This is a genomic window from Streptomyces lusitanus (assembly GCF_042647945.1).
Lineage (GTDB): Bacteria > Actinomycetota > Actinomycetes > Streptomycetales > Streptomycetaceae > Streptomyces > Streptomyces pseudogriseolus.
This window is the reverse complement of sequence record NZ_JBHRWL010000001.1, coordinates 72,513-92,338: the sequence shown is the minus strand read 5'-3', so window position 1 is coordinate 92,338 and position 19,826 is coordinate 72,513. Positions and strand designations below refer to the sequence as shown.

Genomic DNA, 19,826 nt, shown 5'->3' with positions numbered 1-19,826 from the left:
CGCCGAAGAGGGCGGCCACGACTGCACGAGCCGCTGTCGCAACTCCCGGCGTCAGTGCCCGAGATGCCGCGTCAAGACGTCAGCGAAACCCGGTAGTCCGGCCTTCGCGAGTCGGGCAATGGCATCAGTGATGGTGACGGGCGGGTTGCGCTTCTCTGCGGCAAGCCTGACGACCGTATCCACCACCTCATCCGGAACCTCGCCATACAGCCCGCACAAGTACGCATCCGGGTCGACCACCCGCACTCCACGGGCAGCCAGGTCACCCGCCGGGAAGTCGGCAAGATTCCAGGTAACCAGCGCGGCGGCGCCGGCAGCCACCGCTGCCGCCGCATGGTGCCGGTCGTCGGGATCAACGCCAGGCATTTCGTCCACCAGGTGCTCGTAGGACGCTGCCTCGATTTCACAATCGGCGAAGAAGCGTCGAACGGCATGGCCGACAGCGGTGGCCGACTTCGCTGAACGCCTGCCTTCCCGGACGATGACCCGCTCCCACTCTGCCAGGAGCCGCTCGGACCACACGTGCCACGCTTCCCCCTGCTCCTTTGCCGCCGACAGTGAGAACCGAATCAGATGCCCGATTCGGTGTCGTCCAACACGTCGGCGATCTGACGTCGCCCCTCCCTGCGGCGCTCGCGCCGCTGCTGGAACGCCAGCACATCGGCAAGGCGCACCACGCGATGCCTACTTCCGGGCAGATTCATCGACGGGATGTCACCGGCATCGAGGAGACGGGTGACAAACGGCCGGGACAAGCCCAGAAGCTCAGCGGTCTCTGCGGGTGACAGTTGAACCTCGGAGGCCAGTATCGTCACCGCGTGCCCTCGGGCCAGCTCGTCGGCGGAGGCAAGGAGAATGCGCACCAGTTCCCGTGGCAGCGCCAGTTCGCCACCGTCCGGGGTGCGCACAAGGAGCTGAACCTGCTCCGGCTCCATTCGCGCAGTCGCGGCGAGGGCGCCGTGGTGTGAGGGATTCGGTTCGACCTTTTCGGCACGGGCAAGGACGCTCGTACGAGCCATGGTCTCCTCCAATCATTGTCCCCCGGCGAGCGCATCTGCAATAGCTGTAACCGTGCGCTCTTTCGCGGACAACCGTGAGGTCACCACCGCGACGGCACCCCGATCGGCACACGCCCGATGAGTTCCAGCAGGGTCCGGAGTCTCCAGGCGGAACCACCTTCCGCGCACATCTGGAGGCACACCCTTGAAGCTCTTGCTCACCTCAGGCGGCGTCACCAACGCGAGCATCCGCTCCGCACTCCTGCGGCTTCTCGGCAGGCCGATCGACGAGTGCCGTGCGCTCTGTATCCCGACAGCACAGTGGGGTCATCCGATGTGCACTCCGACGTCGGTACGGGGCTTCGCGGCAGCCGAGCCCCTCTGGCAGTACTCGTCGGGCCTGGGTTGGGGGTCGCTCGGCGTCCTCGAGCTCACCGCGCTGCCCACCATCGGCGCCGAGCGGTACGTCCCCTGGATCCGGGAGGCCGACGTACTCCTCGTCGACGGCGGTGACGCCACCTACCTGTGCCACTGGATGCGGGAGTCCGGGCTGGTCGATCTGCTGCCGTCGCTGTCCGACACGGTCTGGGTGGGAGTGAGTGCCGGAAGCATGGTGATGACGCCTCGGATCGGCTCGGACTTCGTCGAGTGGCCGTCCGCACCGGACGACCGCACCTTGGGAGTCGTCGACTTCTCGATCTTCCCGCACCTGGACCTGTTCCCGCAGAACACCATGGCCGACGCCGAGCGGTGGGCCGCCGACATCGGCGGCCCGGCCTACGCCATCGACGAACAGACGGCCATCCAGGTCGTCGACGGCACGGTCGAGGTGATCTCCGAGGGGCGATGGAGGAAGTTCGGGGCGTAGGCGCGCGGTCGGGTAAATGCCAGGGCTGACGCCTGGTCACGGCTCAGGCAACCAGGCGTCGGCCAATACGAAGGAGACAACGGTCCCCCCGCGGAACGGCTCACCCCCGCGCACCGCGACTCGGCGGCAGCCGTCAGGCTTTCCGGCCGGGCAGGTCAACGGGTCAGAGGCCTCTGTCTCGGTTCCACCGGCTCACATGCACGGCATAGAAGATGTTGCCGATGCCTCCCGTCAGCAGCAACAGCCAGAAATGAGCCCACAGCGACTGCCGTCGACGGCGCAAGCCGGCTCCGGCGACAACGGCCGCGGCTGACGCTGACGCTGACGCGGAGTTGTTGATGATGATCGTCGAAGGCTGCCCCTGAGTCTGGGCTGGCTGCTGGTCAGGTGTTGTCGTCATGCTGAACCGACTCCCTCCGTGCAATGGGTGTACAAAGCGAGCCGCACGCTAGAAGTACACAACTGACCATGCAGGGAGAACAGGGGGCACTTCACCCGGAAGGCGTCCTACGCCGCTCTCGGCTCGGCAACCTCATGTCCCTCGTTGAGTCGGAGGGGATCGCGGGTCATGGCACCGTCATCAACTTCCGCCCGGCGCAGGTCAGACGCGCCCCCGCCGCCCCCGCCGGTGGCGCGCGCCCAAGGTCGTCAAAGCGGCCAAGGTGATGAGGCCGGTGGTGAGGTTCGCCGCCAGGCCCTCGTGGGCGAGGGAGGTGACGAGGTTGGCCGTGGCGGCGACGGCCGCGAGGGTCCACAGGGCGGCCGTGCGGGTCGCGGAGGTTTCGGGCGTCTTGGGGTGCGTGATCGTCATGGTGGGTGCTCCTGGCGGGAGTTCGGGCTTCGCGGTTCAGTGGTTTCCACGCTAGGGAGCGGGACCTGCCGCGTCGGCCCGGCGAGCACCCCTGTTCGCGGTACAGCAGGCTGTACCTGACCGCCGAACGCCGACGTGGGCGTGCCCGTTGTCCACAGGCACGCCCACGTACGCGGCGGAAGGTCAGCCGCGAGCCAGCAGCTCCAGCGTGTCGATCACCCGGTTCGAGAAGCCCCACTCGTTGTCGTACCAGGCGACCACCTTGACGTGGCGGCCGTCGACGCGGGTGAGCGCCGAGTCGAAGATGGACGACGCCGGGTTGCCGGTGATGTCCGAGGACACCAGCGGATCCTCCGAGTACTCCAGGACGCCGGCCAGCGGGCCCTCCGCGGCCGTGCGGTACGCGGCCAGCACCTCGTCGCGCGTCACGTCGCGGGCGACCGTCGTGTTCAGCTCGACGATGGAGCCGACCGGCACCGGCACGCGGATCGAGTCGCCGGACAGCTTGCCGTCGAGGTTCGGCAGGACCAGGCCGATCGCCTTCGCGGCGCCCGTCGTGGTCGGCACGATGTTGACGCCGGCGGCGCGGGCGCGGCGCGGGTCGCGGTGCGGGCCGTCCTGGAGGTTCTGCTCCTGCGTGTAGGCGTGCACGGTCGTCATGAACCCGTGCTCGATGCCCGCCAGGTCGTCGAGCACCGCGGCCAGCGGCGCGAGCGCGTTGGTGGTGCAGGACGCGTTGGAGACGATCGTGTGCAGCTCCGCGTCGTACGCGTCGGTGTTCACGCCGTACGCCAGCGTCACGTCCGCGCCGTCCGAGGGCGCGCTGACCAGGACCTTCCGGGCGCCCGCGTCGAGGTGGGCGCGGGCGGCCTTGGCCGAGGTGAAGCGGCCGGTGGCCTCCAGCACGAGGTCGACGTCCAGGTCGGCCCACGGCAGCTGCGCCGGCTCGCGCTCAGCCAGCACCTTGATCCGGTGGCCGTCCACGACGAGGGTGTCGCCGTCCACGCTCACCGGGCGCCCGAGGCGTCCCGCGGTGCTGTCGAAGGCGAGCAGCCGGGCGAGGGCGGTCGGCTCCGTCAGGTCGTTGACGGCGACGACCTCCAGGCCGGTCTCCCGCTCCAGCAGGGCGCGCAGCACATTGCGTCCGATGCGGCCGAATCCGTTGATGGCGATGCGAGTCATGAGTGGTGTCCCTTCCTCTCCTCACCCAGGCTCGCGCGCCGTCGGCGCCGCTGACAGTGGCGTGATTGCCAGGGTTCACAAGGATCCCGCCACACCCGCCACACAGCGGAAAGGTCCAGCAGAGAGGGTCCGCAGAGGGCCCCGCCTACTCCCCCCGCGTGAAGGTCCGCCGGTACTCGCTCGGCGTCGTACCGAGGATCCGCTGGAAGTGCAGCCGCAGGTTCGCCCCCGTGCCCAGTCCCGTGTCGGCGGCGATCTGCTCGACGCTGCGCTGCGAGCGTTCCAGCAGCTCACGGGCCAGGTCGACGCGGGCCCGCATCACCCACTGCATCGGCGTGTAGCCGGTCTCCTCCACGAACCGCCGGGAGAACGTCCGCGGCGACACCCCCGCCTGCCGCGCCAGCACCTCCAGGGTGAGCGGCTCGTCCAGCCGGTGCAGCGCCCACTCCCGCGTCGCCGCGAACCGCTCGCCCAGCGGCTCGGGCACGCTGCGCGGCACGTACTGGGCCTGGCCCCCGCTGCGGTAGGGCGCCGCGACCAGCCGCCGGGCCGCGTGGTTGGACGCGGCCACCCCGAGATCGCCGCGCAGGATGTGCAGGCACAGGTCGATCCCGGAGGCGGCGCCCGCCGAGGTGAGCACGCTGCCCTCGTCGACGAACAGCACGTTCTCGTCGACCTTGACGCGCGGATGCCGGGCCATGAGGGCGCGCGTGTAGTGCCAGTGCGTGGTGGCGCGCCGCCCGTCCAGCAGGCCGGTGGCGGCCAGCGCGAACGCGCCCGTGGAGATCGCGGCGAGCCGCGCGCCCCGCGCGTGCGCGGCGACCAGCGCGTCGACGACGGCCGGCGGCGGATCGTCACGGTCGGGGAAGCGGTATCCGGGCACGAAGACGATGTCGGCCCACTCCAGCGCGTCGAGGCCGTGCGAGACGGCGTACGCGAGGCCGTCCCCGCCGGTCACCAGGCCGGGCGCCGCCCCGCACACCCGCACCTCGTACGGCATGCTCGCGCGGGTCGTGAAGACCTGCGCGGGAATCCCGACGTCGAGCGGCTTCGCGCCCTCGAGCACCAGGACGGCGACGCGGTGGAGGCGGGCGGCGGGCACGCGGAAAGCCTACGCCGCGCACCCTCACCCCTCACGGATGCATCCGCGCCCCCTTCAGCACCTTGTCCACCGCGTTGCGCGGGCCGTGGACCGCGAGGCCGACCAGGTCCAGGTCGGTGGTGCGGACGGCGCGGACGGCCGCGCGGTTGGCGTCGTCGTGGCCGGTCGCGAAGAGGTCGGAGGTGAAGACCGCGCGGGGCAGGGCGCGGGACAGGGCGCGCTCGTGGGACGCCTTCAGGACCTCCTTGGTGCCCTGGAAGACCAGCACGGGCTGGCGGAACATCGGCAGGTACGGCACGCCGTCCGCGTCCTCGTACGGCTGCCCGATCAGCTCGGGGATCTGCGTGCCCAGGCCGCTGACCAGGAACGCGGTGACGTTGAGGCGCTGCCAGGGCTCCAGGTCCTCGCGCAGCAGGACGGCGATCTTCGTGTCGAAACGGGTGCTCGTGCTCATGCCCCGAGACTGCCGACCGGGGCCCTTCGCCGTCTTGTACGTTGTTTGCATGCCCTCCCCGGCGTCTGTCTCCCCGGAGTCTCCCGTCTCAGGGCCACCGGCGACCGTCTCCGCCTGGCGGCCCTCCGTCCCCGGTGTCGTCGAGGTGTTCCACGCCCGGTTCACCGAGTACGCCTACCCGATGCACGTGCACGACGCCTGGACGCTGCTGATCGTCGACTCCGGGGCCGTGCGGTACGACCTGGACCGGCACGAGCACGGCACCCCGGACGACACCGTGACCCTGCTGCCGCCGCACGTGCCGCACAACGGGGAGCCCGCCACCGCCGAGGGCTTCCGCAAGCGGGTGCTGTACCTGGACTCCAGCCGGCTCGGCGACGACCTCATCGGGGCCGCCGTGGACCGCCCCGACCTGCGTGATCCCCTGCTGCGCCGGCGCGTCGGGCAGGTGCACGCCGCGCTGGTGCGGCCGGGGGACGAACTGGAGGCGGAAAGCCGGCTGACGCTGGTCGGGCAGCGGCTGCGGGAGCATCTGCGGTCGCTCGAGCCGGCCGAGCACCGCCGCTCGGATCCCGTACTGGCGCGGCGGCTGCGGGAGTTGCTCGACGAGCGGGTGGCCGACGGGGTCACGCTGGCGGAGGCGGGCGCCGAGCTGTCCGCGCATCCCGCCCATCTGGTACGGGCGTTCAGCACGGCGTACGGCATCCCGCCGCACCAGTACCTGATGTCGCGGCGGGTCGGGCGGGCCCGGGGGCTGCTGCTTCAGGGGTGGCCGCCGAGCGCGGTCGCGGCCGCCGTCGGCTTCTACGACCAGGCCCACCTCACCCGGCACTTCCGCCGGCTGGTGGGGGTCACTCCGGGACGCTACCGGGCGACGGGCGCAGCAGGTGGGTGAAGGCGTCCAGGTTGCGGGTGGACTCGCCGCGTGACACGCGCCAGGCGTACTCCTTGCGGATCGCGGAGGCGAAGCCCAGTTCCAGCAGGGTGTTGAAGCTGCCGTCGGCGGCCTCCAGGACCTGCCCGAGCAGCCGGTCGAGCTCCTCGGGGGTGATCGCGGGCAGCGGCAGGCGGCCGGTGACGTAGATGTCGCCGAGCGGGTCGACGGCGTAACTCACGCCGAACAGCTTGAGGTTGCGCTCCAGGAGCCAGCGGTGGACGCCCGCCTCGTTCTCGTCGGGGTGGCGGATGACGAAGGCGTTGAGGGACAGGGTGTGCCTGCCGACGATCAGGGAGACCGTCGTGGACAGCTTGCGGGTGCCGGGGAGTTTCACCACGTAGGTCCCGGGGTCCGGGCTCTCCCACTCCAGCTCGGCGTCCTTCAGCACGCCCTCGACGATCTGTGCCGCCCGCTGCTCCGCTTCCGTGTCAGCCATGGTGGGAGCGTACGTGACGGCGGTGGGCGTGGGTCGCGGCCGTGTAGACGTCGGCCGTGGCGGCGGCCGCGGCGTCCCAGCCGAAGGACAGGGCGTGCCGGGCGGCGGCCTCGCCCATCCGGGCGGCGAGCTCCGGCCGCTCGGCGAACTCGCGCAGGACGCGCGCGTAGGCGGCCGGGTCGTGGCCCCGGATCAGGAAGCCGGTCTCCCCGTCGCGCACGGCGACCGGGAGGCCGCCGACCTCCGCGGCGAGCACCGGGGTGCCGGACGCCTGCGCCTCTATGGCGACCAGCCCGAACGACTCGCTGTACGACGGCATGACCAGCACGGACGCGGCGCGGAACCAGTCCGCGAGCTCCTCCTGCCCGACCGGCGGGTGGAAGTGGACGACGTCGGCGATGCCGAGCCGGGCGGCGAGCTTCTGGAGCCCTTCGGGCTTGGCGAGGCCGCTGCCGCTGGGGCCGCCGACCACGGGCACGCACAGCCGGGAGCGCAGCTCGGGGCGGTCGGCGAGCAGCACGGCCACCGCGCGCAGCAGCACGTCGGGGGCCTTGAGGGGCTGGATGCGGCCGGCGAAGAGCGGGATGAGCGCGTCTCTCGGCAGGCCCAGGCGGGCGCGGGCGGCGGCGCGGCCGTCGGCGGGGCGGAAGCGGCCGAGATTCACCCCGGGGTGGACGACGGCGACCTTGGCGGGGTCGGCGGCGTAGTGGTGAACGAGTTCGCCCGCCTCCTCGGAGGTGTTGGCGATCAGCCGGTCGGCGGCGGCGACGATCTGGGTCTCGCCGATGACGCGTGCGGCGGGCTCGGGCGTGTCGCCGTCGGCGAGGTTGGCGTTCTTGACCTTGGCCATGGTGTGCATGGCGTGCACCAGGGGCACGCCCCAGCGCTGGGCGGCCAGCCAGCCGACGTGGCCGGAGAGCCAGTAGTGGGAGTGGACCAGGTCGTAGTGGCCGGGGCGGTGTCCGGCCCAGGCCTGCATCACGCCGTGGGTGAAGGCGCACAGCTGGGCCGGCAGGTCCTCCTTGGCCAGTCCCTCGTAGGGGCCCGCGTCGACGTGCCGGACGAGGACGCCGGGCGCGAGCTCGACGACGGGCGGGAGGGCGGCCGCGGTGGCTCGGGTGAAGATCTCCACCTCGATGTTGATCGCGGCGAGGCGCTGGGCCAGCTCCACGATGTAGACGTTCATGCCGCCCGCGTCGCCGGTGCCCGGCTGGTGCAGCGGTGAGGTGTGCACGGAGAGCATCGCCACGCGGCGGGGCCTGCGGTGCAGCCGCAGCCGCGGCGGTGCGGCGGGGGAGCGCCGCCCGAGCCTCGCGATGTACTGGCTCACGTGGCGTTCCTCCTCGCTGCGGGCACGGCTGGGAGAGGGCGTAGGACCCTCGGGGACGTCAACATCGGAACGCCGCGTTCCCATTTCCGCGCGGCGCCGTCGGTGGCGGTCTTTGCCGAAACATTGCCTTGTCTAGCTCAACCGTTCGAGTGCGGGGTGCGTGCCGGTGGGGGCGCACGCGCGGCGGTCCGGGGGCGGGTGCCCCCGTACGGTCGTCCGCGATCCGGGGGTGGGTGTCCCCGTAACCTCGTCCGTGGTCCGGGGCCAGGTGTCCCGTACGGCCGTCCGCGGTCCGGGGGCGGGTACCCCCGTACCCTCGCCCGCGGTCCGGGGGCGAGTACCCCCGTACCCTCGCCCGCGATCCGGGGGCGAGTACCCCCGTACCCTCGTCCTCATGACACCGCGTCCCGCCTCCGCCCCCGTGGGCACGGTGACGCGCGGCACCACCAACCCCAACCGGCTGCGCCGCATGGACCGCTGGATCGCGGCCGCGCACGGCGCCGAGCTGCGCCGCGCCGCCGACCCGCTCGCCGTCGACCTCGGCTACGGCGCGGCGCCCTGGACCGCGCTCGAACTGCTGCACAGGCTGCGCACCACGGCGCCCCGCACCCGGGTGGCAGGCGTGGAGATCGACCCGGCCCGGGTCGCCTCGGCGCGGCCGTACGAGCGGGAGGGGCTGGTGTTCCTGCGCGGAGGCTTCGAGATCCCGGTGCCGGGCAGCCCGGTCCTGGTGCGCGCGGCGAACGTGCTGCGCCAGTACGACGAGGGGGAGGTCGCCGGCGTGTGGCGGCGGCTGTGCGCGCGGCTCGCCCCGGCCGACCCGGCGGCCGGCTCGCGTGGCGGGCTGCTGGTCGAGGGGACCTGCGACGAGATCGGACGCCGGCACGTGTGGGTCGCGCTCGGCCCCGAGGGACCGCGCACCGTCACCTTCGCGACCCGGCTCGGCTCCCTGGACCGCCCGTCCGACCTGGCCGAACGCCTGCCCAAGGCGCTCATCCACCGCAACGTCCCCGGCGAGCCGGTGCACGCCTTCCTGCGCGACTTCGACCGCGCCTGGGCCGCCGCCGCGCCCTACGCCTCGTACGGCGCGCGGCAGCGCTGGATCCGGGCCGTGCGGGACCTCACGGCCGACTGGCCCGTGACGGACGGTCCGGCACGGTGGCGGCAGGGCGAAGTCACCGTGCGGTGGGGGGCGTTGGCGCCGCGCGGGTGGTGACGTCGGCTCGGCACAGGTGGTGACGACAGCCGCGCGGGTGGTGCCGACACCGGAGGCCCGGCCTCCGCGTCTCCGTCCGGGAACGATCTCCCCCGGCCGTTCGTCACACCGGCGGGGCGAACGGCCGTACGGGGAACAGCGGGACGGAAGGGGCGTTGTCCACAGCCCCTGTCGTTTCGGGCCCGTGCATGGCAGCATCCCTTCGACAGCGGAAAGTTACTGACGATTAACCAGGCGGGGGTGCACGCATGGGGGCAGGCAAGCGCGGGATGCTGACGGCGGCCGTGACCGTGGTCTGCGCGGTCACCGTACTGGCCGTGCCGGGAACGGCGTTCGCGGCGCCCACTCCCCCGCCGGGCCCGGGCCCGGGCGCGCAGGCGAGCGTCACCGTGGTCACCAGCGACGAGGAGCTGGAGGCCGTCCGCAAGAAGCTCGACGCGCTCTACCGCGCGGCCGCCAAGGCCACCGACGCGTACAACGCGGCCGAGGAGAAGGCCCGGCAGCAGACCGCGCAGGTCGTCCGGCTGGCGAAGAAGATCGTCGAGGGCCGGGAGAAGCTGGCCGACCTGAAGACCCGCGCGGGCGCCGCGGCGGCCGCCCAGTACCGGGGCGGCGGGCTGCCGCCCGAGGCCCATCTGGTGCTGAGCGACGACCCGCAGGAGTTCCTCGACGGCGCGGGCCGGGTCCGCCAGGGCCAGCACGCGGCCAAGGGCCTGATCGGCGAAATGACGCGCACGCAGGCGGACTTGGAAGAGTACGCCGAGGACGCGCGGGAACAGATGCGGAAGCTGGAGGCGGGCCGCAAGGTCAAGGCCGCCGCGCAGAAGCGGATCGAGCGGCAGATCAAGGCGGCCGAGAAGCTGGAGGCCGCGCTCGAGCAGGAGGAGAAGGAGCGGCTGGCCCGGCTGGAGCGGCAGGCCGCCGCCCGCGCCCAGGCCACCTGGCTGAGCTCCGGCGTGCTCGACGAGCTCACCTCGAAGGCGACCGCGCAGGGCCGCAAGGCCGTGGCGTACGCCACGGCGCAGATCGGCAAGCCGTACCAGTGGGGCGCGGAGGGTCCGAACACGTTCGACTGCTCCGGGCTGACCTCGCAGGCGTGGCTGGCCGCCGGGAAGACCATCCCGCGCACGTCGCAGATGCAGTGGCAGCAGCTGAAGCGCGTCGACGTCAAGGACATGCGGCCCGGCGACCTCGTCATCTACTGGGCCGACGCCAGCCACGTCGGGATGTACGTGGGCGACGGGACGATCGTCCACGCGCCCCGTCCCGGGCGCACGGTGACGCTCGCCGGCGCCGGCTCCATGCCGATCCTGGGCGTCGTACGGCCCGACCCGGGCACGGAGTGAGGTCTCAGGGGCGCCGGCGCCGGGCTCAGGGCCTTGTCCGACGGCCCCAACGACCCGGTGACACGGGCCACGTGACCCACCACACGTGGATCTCGGGGTCAACGCGCCGTGGACGTGACGTTCGTCATTCCGGCGGCATCTCCGGCCTGTCCAACTGCGGTAGCAAACGCGGCATATGACAGCGGCCGTTGGCCGGGCGGCGTGGTTCACACCATTCCGCTGCGGCGCGGTCACCCGCTATGGTCCCCGTTCGAAGGGGCATCCCCCGCCCGCTCACGCCGGACACACGCGGGGGACAGGGCCGAGATCCGTCGCCCCCGCCATGCCCTCGGGGGGAGGGAAGGAACCCGGAACAATGCCCGCACCCGTACCGCGGCAGAGAGCGATCCCGGCCGCGGAAGGTGGTCAGGGGCCGGTCGCCGCACCGAACGAGTCCGCACAGGAGTCGCCCGAGAACCGGACGGCGGCCCCCGGCGCGGCCGCCCCGTCCGCCACGGCGACGACCGCGACCGCCACCACACCCGCGCAGCTCACACTGCTGCTCATCGAGAACGACCCCGGCGGCACGCCGATCGTGCCCGACCTGACCGACCAGGCCGGGCGGCCGATTCGCATCCGCACCGCCCGCAACCTCACCGAGGCCGAGCGGCTGCTGACCGACGACGTCCACTGCATCCTGCTGGACCTGGCACTGCCCGCGCCCGGCCGGGCGGACGACGGCGACGAGCTGGCCGTCCTGCGGCACGTCCTGGAACTGGCGCCCCGGCACGCCGTCCTCGCCCTCACCGGCGCGGACGACACCGAGCGCGGCGCCGAGGCCGTACGGGTCGGCGCACAGGACTACCTGGTCCGCGACGAGCTGGACGGCCGACTGCTGAGCCGCGCCATCCGCTACGCGGTGGAGCGCAAGCGGTCCGACTCCGCGGAGCGGCGGCTCGCCGAGGGCCGGCTGCGCGCCCAGGAGAACCGCCGCCTCGAGCGCGGCCTGCTGCCGACGCCGCTGCTGGACGGCTCCCCGCTGCGGTTCGCCGCCCGCTACCGGCCCGGCCGCTCGCGCGCCCTGCTCGGCGGCGACTTCTACGACGTGGTCCGCACGCCCGACGGGACCGTGCACGCCATGATCGGCGACGTCTGCGGGCACGGCCCGGACGAGGCGGCGCTCGGCGTGGAGCTGCGCATCGCCTGGCGGGCGCTGACCCTGGCCGGGCTGTGCGGGGACCAGCTGCTGAGCACGCTCCAGCAGGTGCTGGAGCACGAGCGTCCGGACGACGAGATCTTCGCGACGCTGTGCACGGTGGACATCGCCCCGGACGGCCGCCGGGCGGGCCTGTGCCTGGCCGGCCACCCGTCACCGCTGCTGGCCCGCCCCGGCGTGCCGGCGCGGCTGCTGCCGTACGACAACAACGGCCCGGCGCTCGGGCTGCTGCCGGGCGCCCGCTGGCCGCGGATGCAGGTGGAGCTGGGCGCCGAGTGGAGCCTCATGCTCTACACCGACGGTCTGATCGAGGGCCGGGTCGGCGACACCGGCGAGCGGCTGGGCCAGGACGGCATGGTGGAGATGATCCGCCGCAGGCTCGCCGAGGGCCTGAGCGGTGAGGAGCTGCTGCGCACGGCCGTCAACGAGGTCCGCGACCTCAACGGCGGCGAGCTGACGGACGACGTGGCGGTACTGCTGCTGGACCGGACCCGCTGAGGCATCGGGACGGCCGCGGGCCGTCCGGGGCCGTTCGCGCAGGTGCCCGCGCCCCTTCGGGCGCGGTCACAGCAGCGCCTTCAGGGGTCAGCGCCCGCCGTTGTAGGGCCCGTACGGGCCGTCACTGCTGGAGCCCCGGCGGGACCGGCCGCCACCCGGCAGGCCACGCAGCGCGGGCCGCACGTCCACCATGTACACGATCGTCGCGATCAGGCCGATGATCGGCAGGAACGACAGGATGTTGAAGATCAGGTTCACCACGAAGGCGAGCCCCAGGATGATCAGCCAGAACGGCTTGGTCTTCTTGTCCGCCGCGCGGTAGGCGTCCTCACGGCGGACGGCGGCGTCGATCAGCGCGAAACCGCTGAACAGGATCAGAGCCATGCTCAACAGCCACATGAAGTTAGCGAAGCCCTGCATCAGCACTACGTCCACCACCCGTAATCGGCTCGTCCACCGCGCCGTCGTCCTTGCCGCGCCGCCGACGGGCGCCACGTCGTCTTCCCGCCGTCACCGTACCCGCATACGCCGGTCGGCTACCCGGAAGAACGGGCCGGGCACCGCGTAAGTGCCCGGCCCGTACCGTTCCTCCCCGTCCGTACCGCTCAGCGCGGTCCGGCGCCGCTCACTTGGCGGGCGGCGTGGTCTTCTTCGCCGTGGCCTTGCGGGCGGCCGGGGCCTTCTTCGGGGCGGCGGGCTTCTTCGCAGCGGCCTCGGCCGGCGTGACCTCCGCCGGCTTGGCCTCGACAGGCTTCTCGGCCGCCTTGGCCCCGGCCGGGGCGGCCGCCGGCTTCGGGGCGGCCGCCGGCTTCGGCTCGGCCGACGGCTCGACGGCCACCGCGATGTCCTCGATGCCCTCGGCGGCGTCGCCGCGCCAGGTCTTCACGGCCTGCTCACCGTGCTCGGCGAGCTTCTCGTAGGTCTCGCGGGCCTTGACCGCGTACTCGGCGGCCACGCCCACGCTGCGCAGCGCCAGGTCCTGGGCGGTCTCGCCGAGCTTCTTCAGGTCGGTGTCGATCGTCCCGAACAGCTCGTTGGCCTTGGCCTGAAGGGTCTCCTGCGTCTCCCGGACGCGGACGGTCACCCGCTCCTGGACGGCCTTGGGGTCGGTGCCGCGCACGGCCTCGATACGGGCCGGGGCCTCGGTGCGCAGCTGCTCCACCAGGGCCGGCACCTTCCTGGCCTGCTGCAGCGCCAGGTCGGCGGTGCCGGCGGCGAAGTAGAGCGGCTTGGGGTCGCTGAAGGTCTTGCGCAGGTCGTCGGTGATGGCCATGGTGATGGTCCTCCCGGATGTCGTTTCGGCTGAGGGTCTGTGTGGTCCGCGGCGGGCGGCCGGTGCCCTGGCCGGCTCAGCCGGCCGTCCGTCGCGGACCGCTGTCGTCGCCGCCGGCCTCGGGGCCGGGGCGCTCGGCGGGTCTGCCGCCCTTGCTGGTGGAGGCCTCCGTGCCCGGCTGGGACCCGACGGGATCCACCTCACCGTCTTCGGTGCCCCCGAATCCGTTCTCCTTGCGGAAGGACTCGTAGATCTGCAGGAGCACCTGCTTCTGGCGCTCGGTCAGGGTGGGATCGGCGAGGATCACGGCGCGCGTCTCGACCTCGTCCCGGTCACGCTCCGCGTCGAGGATCCCGGCACGGACGTACAGCGTCTCGGCGGAGATGCGCAGCGCCTTGGCGACCTGCTGGAGCACCTCCGCGCTGGGCTTGCGCAGCCCGCGCTCGATCTGGCTCAGGTACGGATTGGACACCCCGGCGGCGTCGGCGAGCTGCCGCAGCGACAACTGCGCGTTGCGCCGCTGCTCGCGCAGATACTCACCGAGACCGCCGACGTTCAGGGATGCCATGCCCTCCACCATGACGCACCGCGCTAACAATTGCAAGCACCCTGCTTGCAAGAGTGCGCTACCTCTCCGCGCGATCCGCTGTGACCGAGCAAGACAGTGGTCACCTGAGCAGGACAACTGTCACCGCTCGGCTTGGCGGACTCCCGTGCAGGCGAGGACCGCGCCGGCGTCGTCGGCGAGGAAGAGCGTGAAGGCCCACGCCGGTCCATCTGTCGTCCTCGCGTGCGGTCCCGTTGTCTCAGTCGTTGGAGTGGAGCTCAGGTCGGGTCCAGAGGGTGAGGTCACTGCTGGTGGCGACCGCCAGGGTCAGGCCGGAGGGAGAGAACCCGGCCGCGCGGAGTTCCGAGTACTCGGAGTGGAAGATGTGCCACCACGTTCCTCCTGCCGGGCCTGTGTGGGACCCGCCGTCGGCGGAGAGGATGACGCGGTCGTGCGGCCAGTCGGGGCTGACGACGTCCAGGGTCCAGCCGTCCGGTGTGGTGCTGTGCAGGCCGCCGCCGAAGAGACCGGCGATGCGCACCGGGGCGCCTGCGATCGGGCCGAGCCCGGGGCAGACGAGGTCCGGGTGGGCATCGGGCGTGCTCGTTTCGAGGTCGGGGTCCCTGTCGCGGGCGATCTTCTCGCCGGTGACCGCGTCGAAGAGTCCGTGGCCGTCGCTGGACACGACCATGACGAGGTCGTGTCCGCTGTCGGGATGAACGGCGAATCCGATACCGAGGAGGCCCCCGATGGGCGTTCCGCGGTCCAGCACCGGCTGCCACGGCTCCGGGGTCGGCAGGACGGGGGCGGCGAGGTAGCGCTCGCGCCGCTTCTGCTGGTACTCCGTGATCAACTCGTCTCCTCGGTGCGATTCGCGTCGCGGGATCTACCGATGAACTCTCGTTGCTCATGGGCAGATATTCGGTTGCCGGTCGGCGGGGTGGCGGATGCAATGTCCGGCATGGTGACTCAGGTCCGCCCGCCACGACCAGATGAAATGGCCGCGTACTACCGGGTATTGCCGTTCGCGAACGGGCTGCCGAAGTGGGAGCCGGCAGACGCTGCGTGGCATGGTGGTCCCGAGCCGTGGCCCCCGCAGCGCGCCCCCGCGACCGCAGAGCAGCTCGATGAGTGGGCAGAGGCCGATGTCGAAGATGAGTCCTTCCACCCGATCGCGACGTTCGTCGATGGCACATGCGTCGGCGCGTCGGCCACCCTCTCCTTCGAGGTGACCGTCTCCGGCGGGGGGACGGTCAGGATGGCCGGCGTCACTGCCACCGGGGTGATCGCGACCCACCGCCGACGCGGTTACTTGCGGCAGATGATGCAGGCCATGTTCGCATCGGCCTTGGACCGAGGCGAGCCGTTGGCGATGCTCAGCGCGAGCGAAGGCAGCATTTACGGGCGGTACGGATTCTCGCCGGCGACCTACCGCGTCCGGTGGGAGTTGGCCCGTCACGAAGCCACCCTCCTTCCAGCAAAGACCGATCCCGGGTCGCTGGAGCTGATCGACGCCAGGCAGGCGAGGGCGGCATGGCCCGTGGTGCACGCGGGCGTGCGTGCATACCGCGTCGGTGAGCTCACTCCCCGCCCCGGACGCTGGGACGGGCTGTCCGACGAAGCAGACGGCACGAACGGACCCATGCGGTATCTCGTCCACCGTGACCAGCGCGGCGAGGCAGACGGCATCGCCAACTTCCGACTGCCGTGGTCCTCGACGGCGGACAACGCGGGAACGCTCGTCGTGGAAGCCCTGGAGGCGACGAATCCGACGGCCTACCGCGCCCTGTGGAGTGTGCTGATCGACTTCGATCTCACCAAGACCATCGTGGCACCCGGCCGTCCACGCGACGAACCCTTGCGGTGGATGCTCACGAACCCACGCGCGATGCGCATCACCCGCCAATCGGACAACCTGTGGGCGCGTCTTCTCGACGTCCCCCTCGCCTTGACACAACGGTCGTACGACACATCTGGCGAGCTGAGGTTCACCATCGACGGCGACCGGATGTGCCCGGCGAACAACCGGACTTGGCATCTCCGGGCAGACGGTGCTGCGGTGACGTGTGTTCCGACCAACCGGGTGGCGGACATGACCATCACGGTCCAGGCGCTCGGTTCGCTCTACTTCGGCGGCATGTCGGCGCACGACCTGGCGTATGCGGGCCACATCACCCCGCACGCCGACGGCGCGATCGGGCAGCTGGCCCGGTTGTTCCGGACCGATCCGGAACCGCACAACTCCTTCGTGTTCTGACGAGTGATGCGGGACGACGGGTAAGGCCGTTGAGCCCACTTCGGGTATTGGTCATCAGTCCGTCGCGGACGACCGCACGCGAGTACTTCGCCAACGTGATCCGCGCCGAGGGCGGGCCGGTCTCGCGTTCCAGCTGGTCAGCTCCGGGTGAGGCGGGCTGCGCCGCGAGATCGTCGTCCGAGCGGTTGCGCGGGGCTCGCAGTCGTCAGGGCGCCGGCGCGGAACGGACCCGCCCGTTGGCCTGCTCCGGTGTCAACGGGTGGTGACGGCCAGGCTGACCACGTAGCACTCCTCGACCGTCCCGTCCGGGAAGGTCTCGGTCAGGATGTCCCTCTCCGCGGCCAGGAACGTCTCGGTGGCGTCTTCGCCGAGGACGAGGAAGTCGGAGTAGCTGGCGAGATTCGCGAGATGCGTTTCGAGCGGGACGCTCCTTGTCCACGACACCTGCCGGGTGAGGAAGGTCAGTTCGGGCGGCAGGCGGCGGAATCGCGCCATGGGGTCCGGTTCGCCGTCCTCGGCGCCGAAGAGGCGGCGCAGGCGGGCGTCCTGGGCGGCGATCCAGCCCACAGTGCTGTCCGCGTCGTTCCACCAGAGAGCGAGTGCGCCGCCGGGGCGCAGTACTCGAAGGGCTTCGGGGACGGACTTGTGCGGGTCGGTCCAATGCCAGGCCTGGGCATAGGTGAGGACGTCGACGGACTCCGAAGCCAGTGGCAGAGTGTCGCCGTCACCGAGCACGACCGGGACGTCGGGCAGTGCGAGACGGAACTGGGTGGCCATCGCGGGGCCGGGCTCGACCGCGACGACGTGGGCACCACGGGCATGGAGGAGCGCGGTCGCCAGCCCCGTACCGGCGCCGATGTCCGCGACGCGGGCGTCTTTCAAGGGGCGGCCGGCGAGTTCCTCGACCGCGTCGAGCAAGGTGGGCGGATACGAAGGACGGTTCGCCGCATAGCCGGCAGCGGCCTTGTCGAAGGAACGAGCCTGCGAAGTGGTCGTCATCCGACCATCCTCGGCGGCTGGAGCGGTCCTGGCGCAGCATTTGACGTACTTTCTCCCCAGCACGGCCTCACGGAGGCTTCTAGGCAACTGCCGGCCACCCTCACAGCCGCAGGTGAGGGTCACCGGTTGCCGGTCGGTGCACCGGTTCCGTCCGGGTGCCGGACCTGACGTGGGACCGGATCGGCCACGCGTCGAGCCCGCTGTTGACCTTCACCCAAGGGGAGCGCCCAGCATCGAGGTGCCGGGCGACGGGCCCGGTACGAGGAGGGACACGCATGGAGCTGCTGACCATCGGGGCGTTCGCGAAGGCGTCCCGGCTGTCGCCGAAGGCGCTGCGGCTGTACGACGAGCTCGGTCTGCTGACTCCCGCCCGCGTCGACCCGGACACCGGGTACCGCCGTTACGCGCCACAGCAGCTGGAGCAGGCCCGGCTGGTCGCCTGGCTCCGGCGGCTGGGCATGCCGCTCGCCCGTATCCGGCGGGTCTGCGCCCTGGAGGCGGGCGAGGCGGCCGGCGAGATCCGGGCGTACTGGGCGCGGGTCGAGGCCGACACGGCCGCGCGGCGGGACCTGGCGGCCTTCCTCGTCGACCATCTGACCGGGAAGGACCCCACCATGTCCCGCACCACCGCACCCCTCGCGCTCCGTTACGCCGCCCTGTCCGACACCGGGCGCGTCCGCGCGAGCAACCAGGACACCGCCTACGCGAGCTCCCGCCTGCTCGCCGTCGCCGACGGCTACGGCAGCGGCGGCGCCCCCGCCGGCGCGGCCGCCGTCGAAGCCCTGCGCAGTCTCGAGACGGAGACCGTCCCGGCGGGCGACCTGCTGGGCGCCCTCGAGGACGCCCTCGGCCGCGCCGAACAGGCCGTGCACGGCGTCTCCGCGCCCGGCGACGACGACACCGACGCCGGCACCACCCTCACCGCGATGCTGTGGACCGGCTCGCAGCTCGCCCTCGTCCACATCGGCGACTCCCGCGTCCATCTCCTGCGCGACGGGGAGCTGTTCCAGATCACCCACGACCACACGGTGGTGCAGTCGCTGATCGACGAGGGGCGCCTCACCCCCGAGGAGGCCGCCTCGCACCCGCAGCGGTCCCTGCTGATGCGCGCCCTGGGCCGGGGCGCCGACTCCACGCCCGACCTGCGCCTGCACGACGCCCGCGCCGGCGACCGCTACCTCCTCTGCTCCGACGGCCTGTCCACGGTCGTGCCCGCCGGGGACGTCCACCGCGTGCTCTCCGGCACGCCCGAGCCCGAGGCGGCCGTCCGCGCGCTCGTCGACCTGGCCAACGCGTCGGGCGGCCCGGACAACGTGAGCTGTGTGGTCGCGGACGTGGTGGAACAGCCGTAGGCATTCCGGTCACCCGTCGGCGGGATCGGCGCGAACCCCCGCTCGCCCGGTCCCGCGTCCGGCACGATGAGGCATGCTCCCGGACCACTGGCATCTCACCACCGACGTCGAGGACTTCCTCACCCGGGCCGGCGACCTCCTGCGCTCACGGCCCGCCCTGCACACCACACCGCTGACGGACGTCGAGAAGCTCCGCCAGCTCCGCCTCCCCGGCGCGGGCCCCTGCGTCCTCGGCCGGCTGGAGACGGGGGGCGAGGTCCGCGCGGTCTGCTACCTCACCCCGCGCGGCCGTCTCGGCCTCACCCCGCTGACCCCCGACGACGCCGGCGCCCTCGCCGCCCGCCTGGCGGCCGACGGCCACTCCCCCGCCCAGGTCGTCGCCGACCAGGACACCGCCGACGCCTTCGCCTCGGCCTGGCGGAAACACACCGGCGCGACGCCCGAGCTGTTCTGGCACACGCACCTCTACCGCCTCGGCACGCTCACCCCGCCCCGCCCGCACCCGGAGGGCCGGGCCCAGGCCGCGGGGGCGGCGGAGCGCGACCTCGTGGTGGACTGGTGCCGGGAGTTCTGCGTCGAGGTCGGCGAACAGCCGTCGATCGACCTGATCGACGCCGGCGACTGGACCCGCTCCCGCTTCGGCGACCGGCACTTCACCTTCTGGCGGACCCAGGACGGCACCCCCGTCTCCATGGCGGCCGTCACCCCGGTCACCGGCGGCATGGTCCGCGTCGACCCCGTCTACACCCCGGCCCGCCACCGGGGCCACGGCCACGCGGGCGCGGTGACGGCCGCCGTGAGCCGGGCGGCACTCCACGCGGGCGCCACGGACGTCGTCCTGTACGCGGACCCGGCCAACCCGACCAGCAACGCCCTGTACCAGCGCCTCGGTTACGTCCGTCTCACGGACTGCGCGGGGTACCGGTTCACGTACGACTTCGGGTACGACGGGCAGACTGCCGGCTAGGGGCGGTGGCGCGGACGGCACCCCCGAAAAGCGGTGGCCTCCCGCTCGGCGTGGGGAC

22 protein-coding genes are annotated in these 19,826 nt (G+C 72.2%); 8 read left to right on the top strand and 14 right to left on the bottom strand.

The window, feature by feature from the left end:
* Positions 1-51 precede the first annotated feature (51 nt).
* Positions 52-558, bottom strand: a complete 507-nt coding sequence (locus tag ACFOSY_RS00505) for a PIN domain-containing protein (protein WP_394304891.1) — start codon at positions 556-558, stop codon at positions 52-54.
* A gap of 11 nt (positions 559-569) precedes the next feature.
* Positions 570-1,019 (bottom strand): helix-turn-helix domain-containing protein, encoded by a 450-nt coding sequence (locus ACFOSY_RS00500; protein WP_394304741.1) that lies wholly within the window; start codon positions 1,017-1,019, stop codon positions 570-572.
* Between the two features lie 184 nt (positions 1,020-1,203).
* On the opposite strand from ACFOSY_RS00500, the gene ACFOSY_RS00495 reads away from it, so the two are divergent.
* On the top strand, positions 1,204-1,866 hold the full coding sequence (locus tag ACFOSY_RS00495; protein ID WP_394304740.1) for a Type 1 glutamine amidotransferase-like domain-containing protein: 663 nt from the start codon (positions 1,204-1,206) through the stop codon (positions 1,864-1,866).
* Positions 1,867-2,029: 163 nt separating this feature from the next.
* Here ACFOSY_RS00495 and ACFOSY_RS00490 read toward each other — a convergent pair whose 3' ends face one another.
* From ACFOSY_RS00490 to ACFOSY_RS00470, 5 genes are all read right to left on the bottom strand, one after another.
* A complete protein-coding gene (locus tag ACFOSY_RS00490) occupies positions 2,030-2,266 on the bottom strand; it encodes a hypothetical protein (protein ID WP_394304739.1) in 237 nt (78 codons plus the stop codon).
* Between the two features lie 201 nt (positions 2,267-2,467).
* Positions 2,468-2,677 (bottom strand): hypothetical protein, encoded by a 210-nt coding sequence (locus ACFOSY_RS00485; RefSeq protein WP_394304738.1) that lies wholly within the window; start codon positions 2,675-2,677, stop codon positions 2,468-2,470.
* 183 nt (positions 2,678-2,860) lie between these two features.
* Positions 2,861-3,859 (bottom strand): type I glyceraldehyde-3-phosphate dehydrogenase, encoded by a 999-nt coding sequence (gene gap, locus ACFOSY_RS00480; RefSeq protein ID WP_394304737.1) that lies wholly within the window; start codon positions 3,857-3,859, stop codon positions 2,861-2,863.
* 145 nt (positions 3,860-4,004) lie between these two features.
* Positions 4,005-4,961, bottom strand: a complete 957-nt coding sequence (locus ACFOSY_RS00475; protein ID WP_394304736.1) for a GlxA family transcriptional regulator — start codon at positions 4,959-4,961, stop codon at positions 4,005-4,007.
* A 31-nt stretch (positions 4,962-4,992) separates the two neighbouring features.
* Positions 4,993-5,415 (bottom strand): DUF2000 family protein, encoded by a 423-nt coding sequence (locus ACFOSY_RS00470; RefSeq protein ID WP_394304735.1) that lies wholly within the window; start codon positions 5,413-5,415, stop codon positions 4,993-4,995.
* 49 nt (positions 5,416-5,464) lie between these two features.
* On the opposite strand from ACFOSY_RS00470, the gene ACFOSY_RS00465 reads away from it, so the two are divergent.
* The gene (locus ACFOSY_RS00465) at positions 5,465-6,310 is read left to right on the top strand and encodes a helix-turn-helix domain-containing protein (RefSeq protein ID WP_394304734.1); all 846 of its coding nucleotides are present in this window, start codon (positions 5,465-5,467) and stop codon (positions 6,308-6,310) included.
* On the opposite strand, the gene ACFOSY_RS00460 is transcribed toward ACFOSY_RS00465, so the two are convergent.
* Both ACFOSY_RS00460 and mshA read right to left on the bottom strand, forming a co-directional pair.
* Positions 6,267-6,788 (bottom strand): type III secretion system chaperone family protein, encoded by a 522-nt coding sequence (locus ACFOSY_RS00460; RefSeq protein WP_394304733.1) that lies wholly within the window; start codon positions 6,786-6,788, stop codon positions 6,267-6,269. The two genes, ACFOSY_RS00465 and ACFOSY_RS00460, sit on opposite strands and share 44 nt — an antisense overlap.
* The gene (gene mshA / locus ACFOSY_RS00455; protein WP_394304732.1) at positions 6,781-8,118 is read right to left on the bottom strand and encodes a D-inositol-3-phosphate glycosyltransferase; all 1,338 of its coding nucleotides are present in this window, start codon (positions 8,116-8,118) and stop codon (positions 6,781-6,783) included. Before mshA ends, ACFOSY_RS00460 begins: the two co-directional genes overlap by 8 nt.
* A gap of 394 nt (positions 8,119-8,512) precedes the next feature.
* Here mshA and ACFOSY_RS00450 point away from each other — a divergent pair, with 394 nt between their 5' ends.
* The 3 genes from ACFOSY_RS00450 (at position 8,513) to ACFOSY_RS00440 (ending at position 12,373) form a co-directional block, all read left to right on the top strand.
* Positions 8,513-9,334, top strand: coding sequence for a class I SAM-dependent methyltransferase (locus ACFOSY_RS00450; RefSeq protein ID WP_394304731.1), 822 nt, complete (start codon positions 8,513-8,515; stop codon positions 9,332-9,334).
* A 248-nt stretch (positions 9,335-9,582) separates the two neighbouring features.
* Positions 9,583-10,680: a C40 family peptidase gene (locus ACFOSY_RS00445; RefSeq protein WP_394304730.1), complete on the top strand. Its 1,098-nt coding sequence runs from the start codon at positions 9,583-9,585 to the stop codon at positions 10,678-10,680.
* Positions 10,681-11,035: 355 nt separating this feature from the next.
* On the top strand, positions 11,036-12,373 hold the full coding sequence (locus ACFOSY_RS00440; protein WP_394304729.1) for a PP2C family protein-serine/threonine phosphatase: 1,338 nt from the start codon (positions 11,036-11,038) through the stop codon (positions 12,371-12,373).
* Positions 12,374-12,460: 87 nt separating this feature from the next.
* Here ACFOSY_RS00440 and ACFOSY_RS00435 read toward each other — a convergent pair whose 3' ends face one another.
* From ACFOSY_RS00435 to ACFOSY_RS00420, 4 genes are all read right to left on the bottom strand, one after another.
* Complete coding sequence (locus tag ACFOSY_RS00435) at positions 12,461-12,793, bottom strand: DUF2516 family protein (RefSeq protein WP_031020197.1); 333 nt, start codon at positions 12,791-12,793, stop codon at positions 12,461-12,463.
* Positions 12,794-12,998: 205 nt separating this feature from the next.
* Positions 12,999-13,646, bottom strand: coding sequence for a hypothetical protein (locus ACFOSY_RS00430; protein WP_394304728.1), 648 nt, complete (start codon positions 13,644-13,646; stop codon positions 12,999-13,001).
* 76 nt (positions 13,647-13,722) lie between these two features.
* Positions 13,723-14,214, bottom strand: a complete 492-nt coding sequence (locus ACFOSY_RS00425; RefSeq protein WP_394304727.1) for a helix-turn-helix domain-containing protein — start codon at positions 14,212-14,214, stop codon at positions 13,723-13,725.
* Positions 14,215-14,452: 238 nt separating this feature from the next.
* Positions 14,453-15,046 carry a hypothetical protein gene (locus tag ACFOSY_RS00420; RefSeq protein WP_394304726.1) on the bottom strand — a complete coding sequence of 198 codons (594 nt, stop codon included), beginning with the start codon at positions 15,044-15,046 and terminating at the stop codon, positions 14,453-14,455.
* Between the two features lie 108 nt (positions 15,047-15,154).
* Between ACFOSY_RS00420 and ACFOSY_RS00415 the strand changes: the two genes are divergently transcribed.
* Positions 15,155-16,450, top strand: coding sequence for a GNAT family N-acetyltransferase (locus ACFOSY_RS00415; protein ID WP_394304725.1), 1,296 nt, complete (start codon positions 15,155-15,157; stop codon positions 16,448-16,450).
* Between the two features lie 252 nt (positions 16,451-16,702).
* Here the strand turns inward: ACFOSY_RS00415 and ACFOSY_RS00410 are convergent, their stop codons facing one another.
* On the bottom strand, positions 16,703-17,449 hold the full coding sequence (locus tag ACFOSY_RS00410; protein WP_394304724.1) for a class I SAM-dependent methyltransferase: 747 nt from the start codon (positions 17,447-17,449) through the stop codon (positions 16,703-16,705).
* Positions 17,450-17,724: 275 nt separating this feature from the next.
* Between ACFOSY_RS00410 and ACFOSY_RS00405 the strand changes: the two genes are divergently transcribed.
* Together ACFOSY_RS00405 and ACFOSY_RS00400 are read left to right on the top strand one after the other, a co-directional pair.
* Positions 17,725-18,801 carry a MerR family transcriptional regulator gene (locus ACFOSY_RS00405; protein WP_394304723.1) on the top strand — a complete coding sequence of 359 codons (1,077 nt, stop codon included), beginning with the start codon at positions 17,725-17,727 and terminating at the stop codon, positions 18,799-18,801.
* A gap of 73 nt (positions 18,802-18,874) precedes the next feature.
* A complete protein-coding gene (locus tag ACFOSY_RS00400) occupies positions 18,875-19,768 on the top strand; it encodes a GNAT family N-acetyltransferase (RefSeq protein WP_394304722.1) in 894 nt (297 codons plus the stop codon).
* Positions 19,769-19,826: the final 58 nt, after the last annotated feature.

Coding starts and splice junctions, on each gene's coding strand:
- ACFOSY_RS00500 (WP_394304741.1), bottom strand. CDS start 1,019: ATGGCTCGTACGAGCGTCCTTGCCCGTGCCGAAAAGGTCGAACCGAAT.
- ACFOSY_RS00490 (WP_394304739.1), bottom strand. CDS start 2,266: ATGACGACAACACCTGACCAGCAGCCAGCCCAGACTCAGGGGCAGCCT.
- ACFOSY_RS00485 (WP_394304738.1), bottom strand. CDS start 2,677: ATGACGATCACGCACCCCAAGACGCCCGAAACCTCCGCGACCCGCACG.
- gap (WP_394304737.1), bottom strand. CDS start 3,859: ATGACTCGCATCGCCATCAACGGATTCGGCCGCATCGGACGCAATGTG.
- ACFOSY_RS00470 (WP_394304735.1), bottom strand. CDS start 5,415: ATGAGCACGAGCACCCGTTTCGACACGAAGATCGCCGTCCTGCTGCGC.
- ACFOSY_RS00465 (WP_394304734.1), top strand. CDS start 5,465: ATGCCCTCCCCGGCGTCTGTCTCCCCGGAGTCTCCCGTCTCAGGGCCA.
- ACFOSY_RS00460 (WP_394304733.1), bottom strand. CDS start 6,788: ATGGCTGACACGGAAGCGGAGCAGCGGGCGGCACAGATCGTCGAGGGC.
- ACFOSY_RS00450 (WP_394304731.1), top strand. CDS start 8,513: ATGACACCGCGTCCCGCCTCCGCCCCCGTGGGCACGGTGACGCGCGGC.
- ACFOSY_RS00445 (WP_394304730.1), top strand. CDS start 9,583: ATGGGGGCAGGCAAGCGCGGGATGCTGACGGCGGCCGTGACCGTGGTC.
- ACFOSY_RS00440 (WP_394304729.1), top strand. CDS start 11,036: ATGCCCGCACCCGTACCGCGGCAGAGAGCGATCCCGGCCGCGGAAGGT.
- ACFOSY_RS00435 (WP_031020197.1), bottom strand. CDS start 12,793: ATGCAGGGCTTCGCTAACTTCATGTGGCTGTTGAGCATGGCTCTGATC.
- ACFOSY_RS00430 (WP_394304728.1), bottom strand. CDS start 13,646: ATGGCCATCACCGACGACCTGCGCAAGACCTTCAGCGACCCCAAGCCG.
- ACFOSY_RS00425 (WP_394304727.1), bottom strand. CDS start 14,214: ATGGCATCCCTGAACGTCGGCGGTCTCGGTGAGTATCTGCGCGAGCAG.
- ACFOSY_RS00415 (WP_394304725.1), top strand. CDS start 15,155: ATGGTGACTCAGGTCCGCCCGCCACGACCAGATGAAATGGCCGCGTAC.
- ACFOSY_RS00410 (WP_394304724.1), bottom strand. CDS start 17,449: ATGACGACCACTTCGCAGGCTCGTTCCTTCGACAAGGCCGCTGCCGGC.
- ACFOSY_RS00405 (WP_394304723.1), top strand. CDS start 17,725: ATGGAGCTGCTGACCATCGGGGCGTTCGCGAAGGCGTCCCGGCTGTCG.
- ACFOSY_RS00400 (WP_394304722.1), top strand. CDS start 18,875: ATGCTCCCGGACCACTGGCATCTCACCACCGACGTCGAGGACTTCCTC.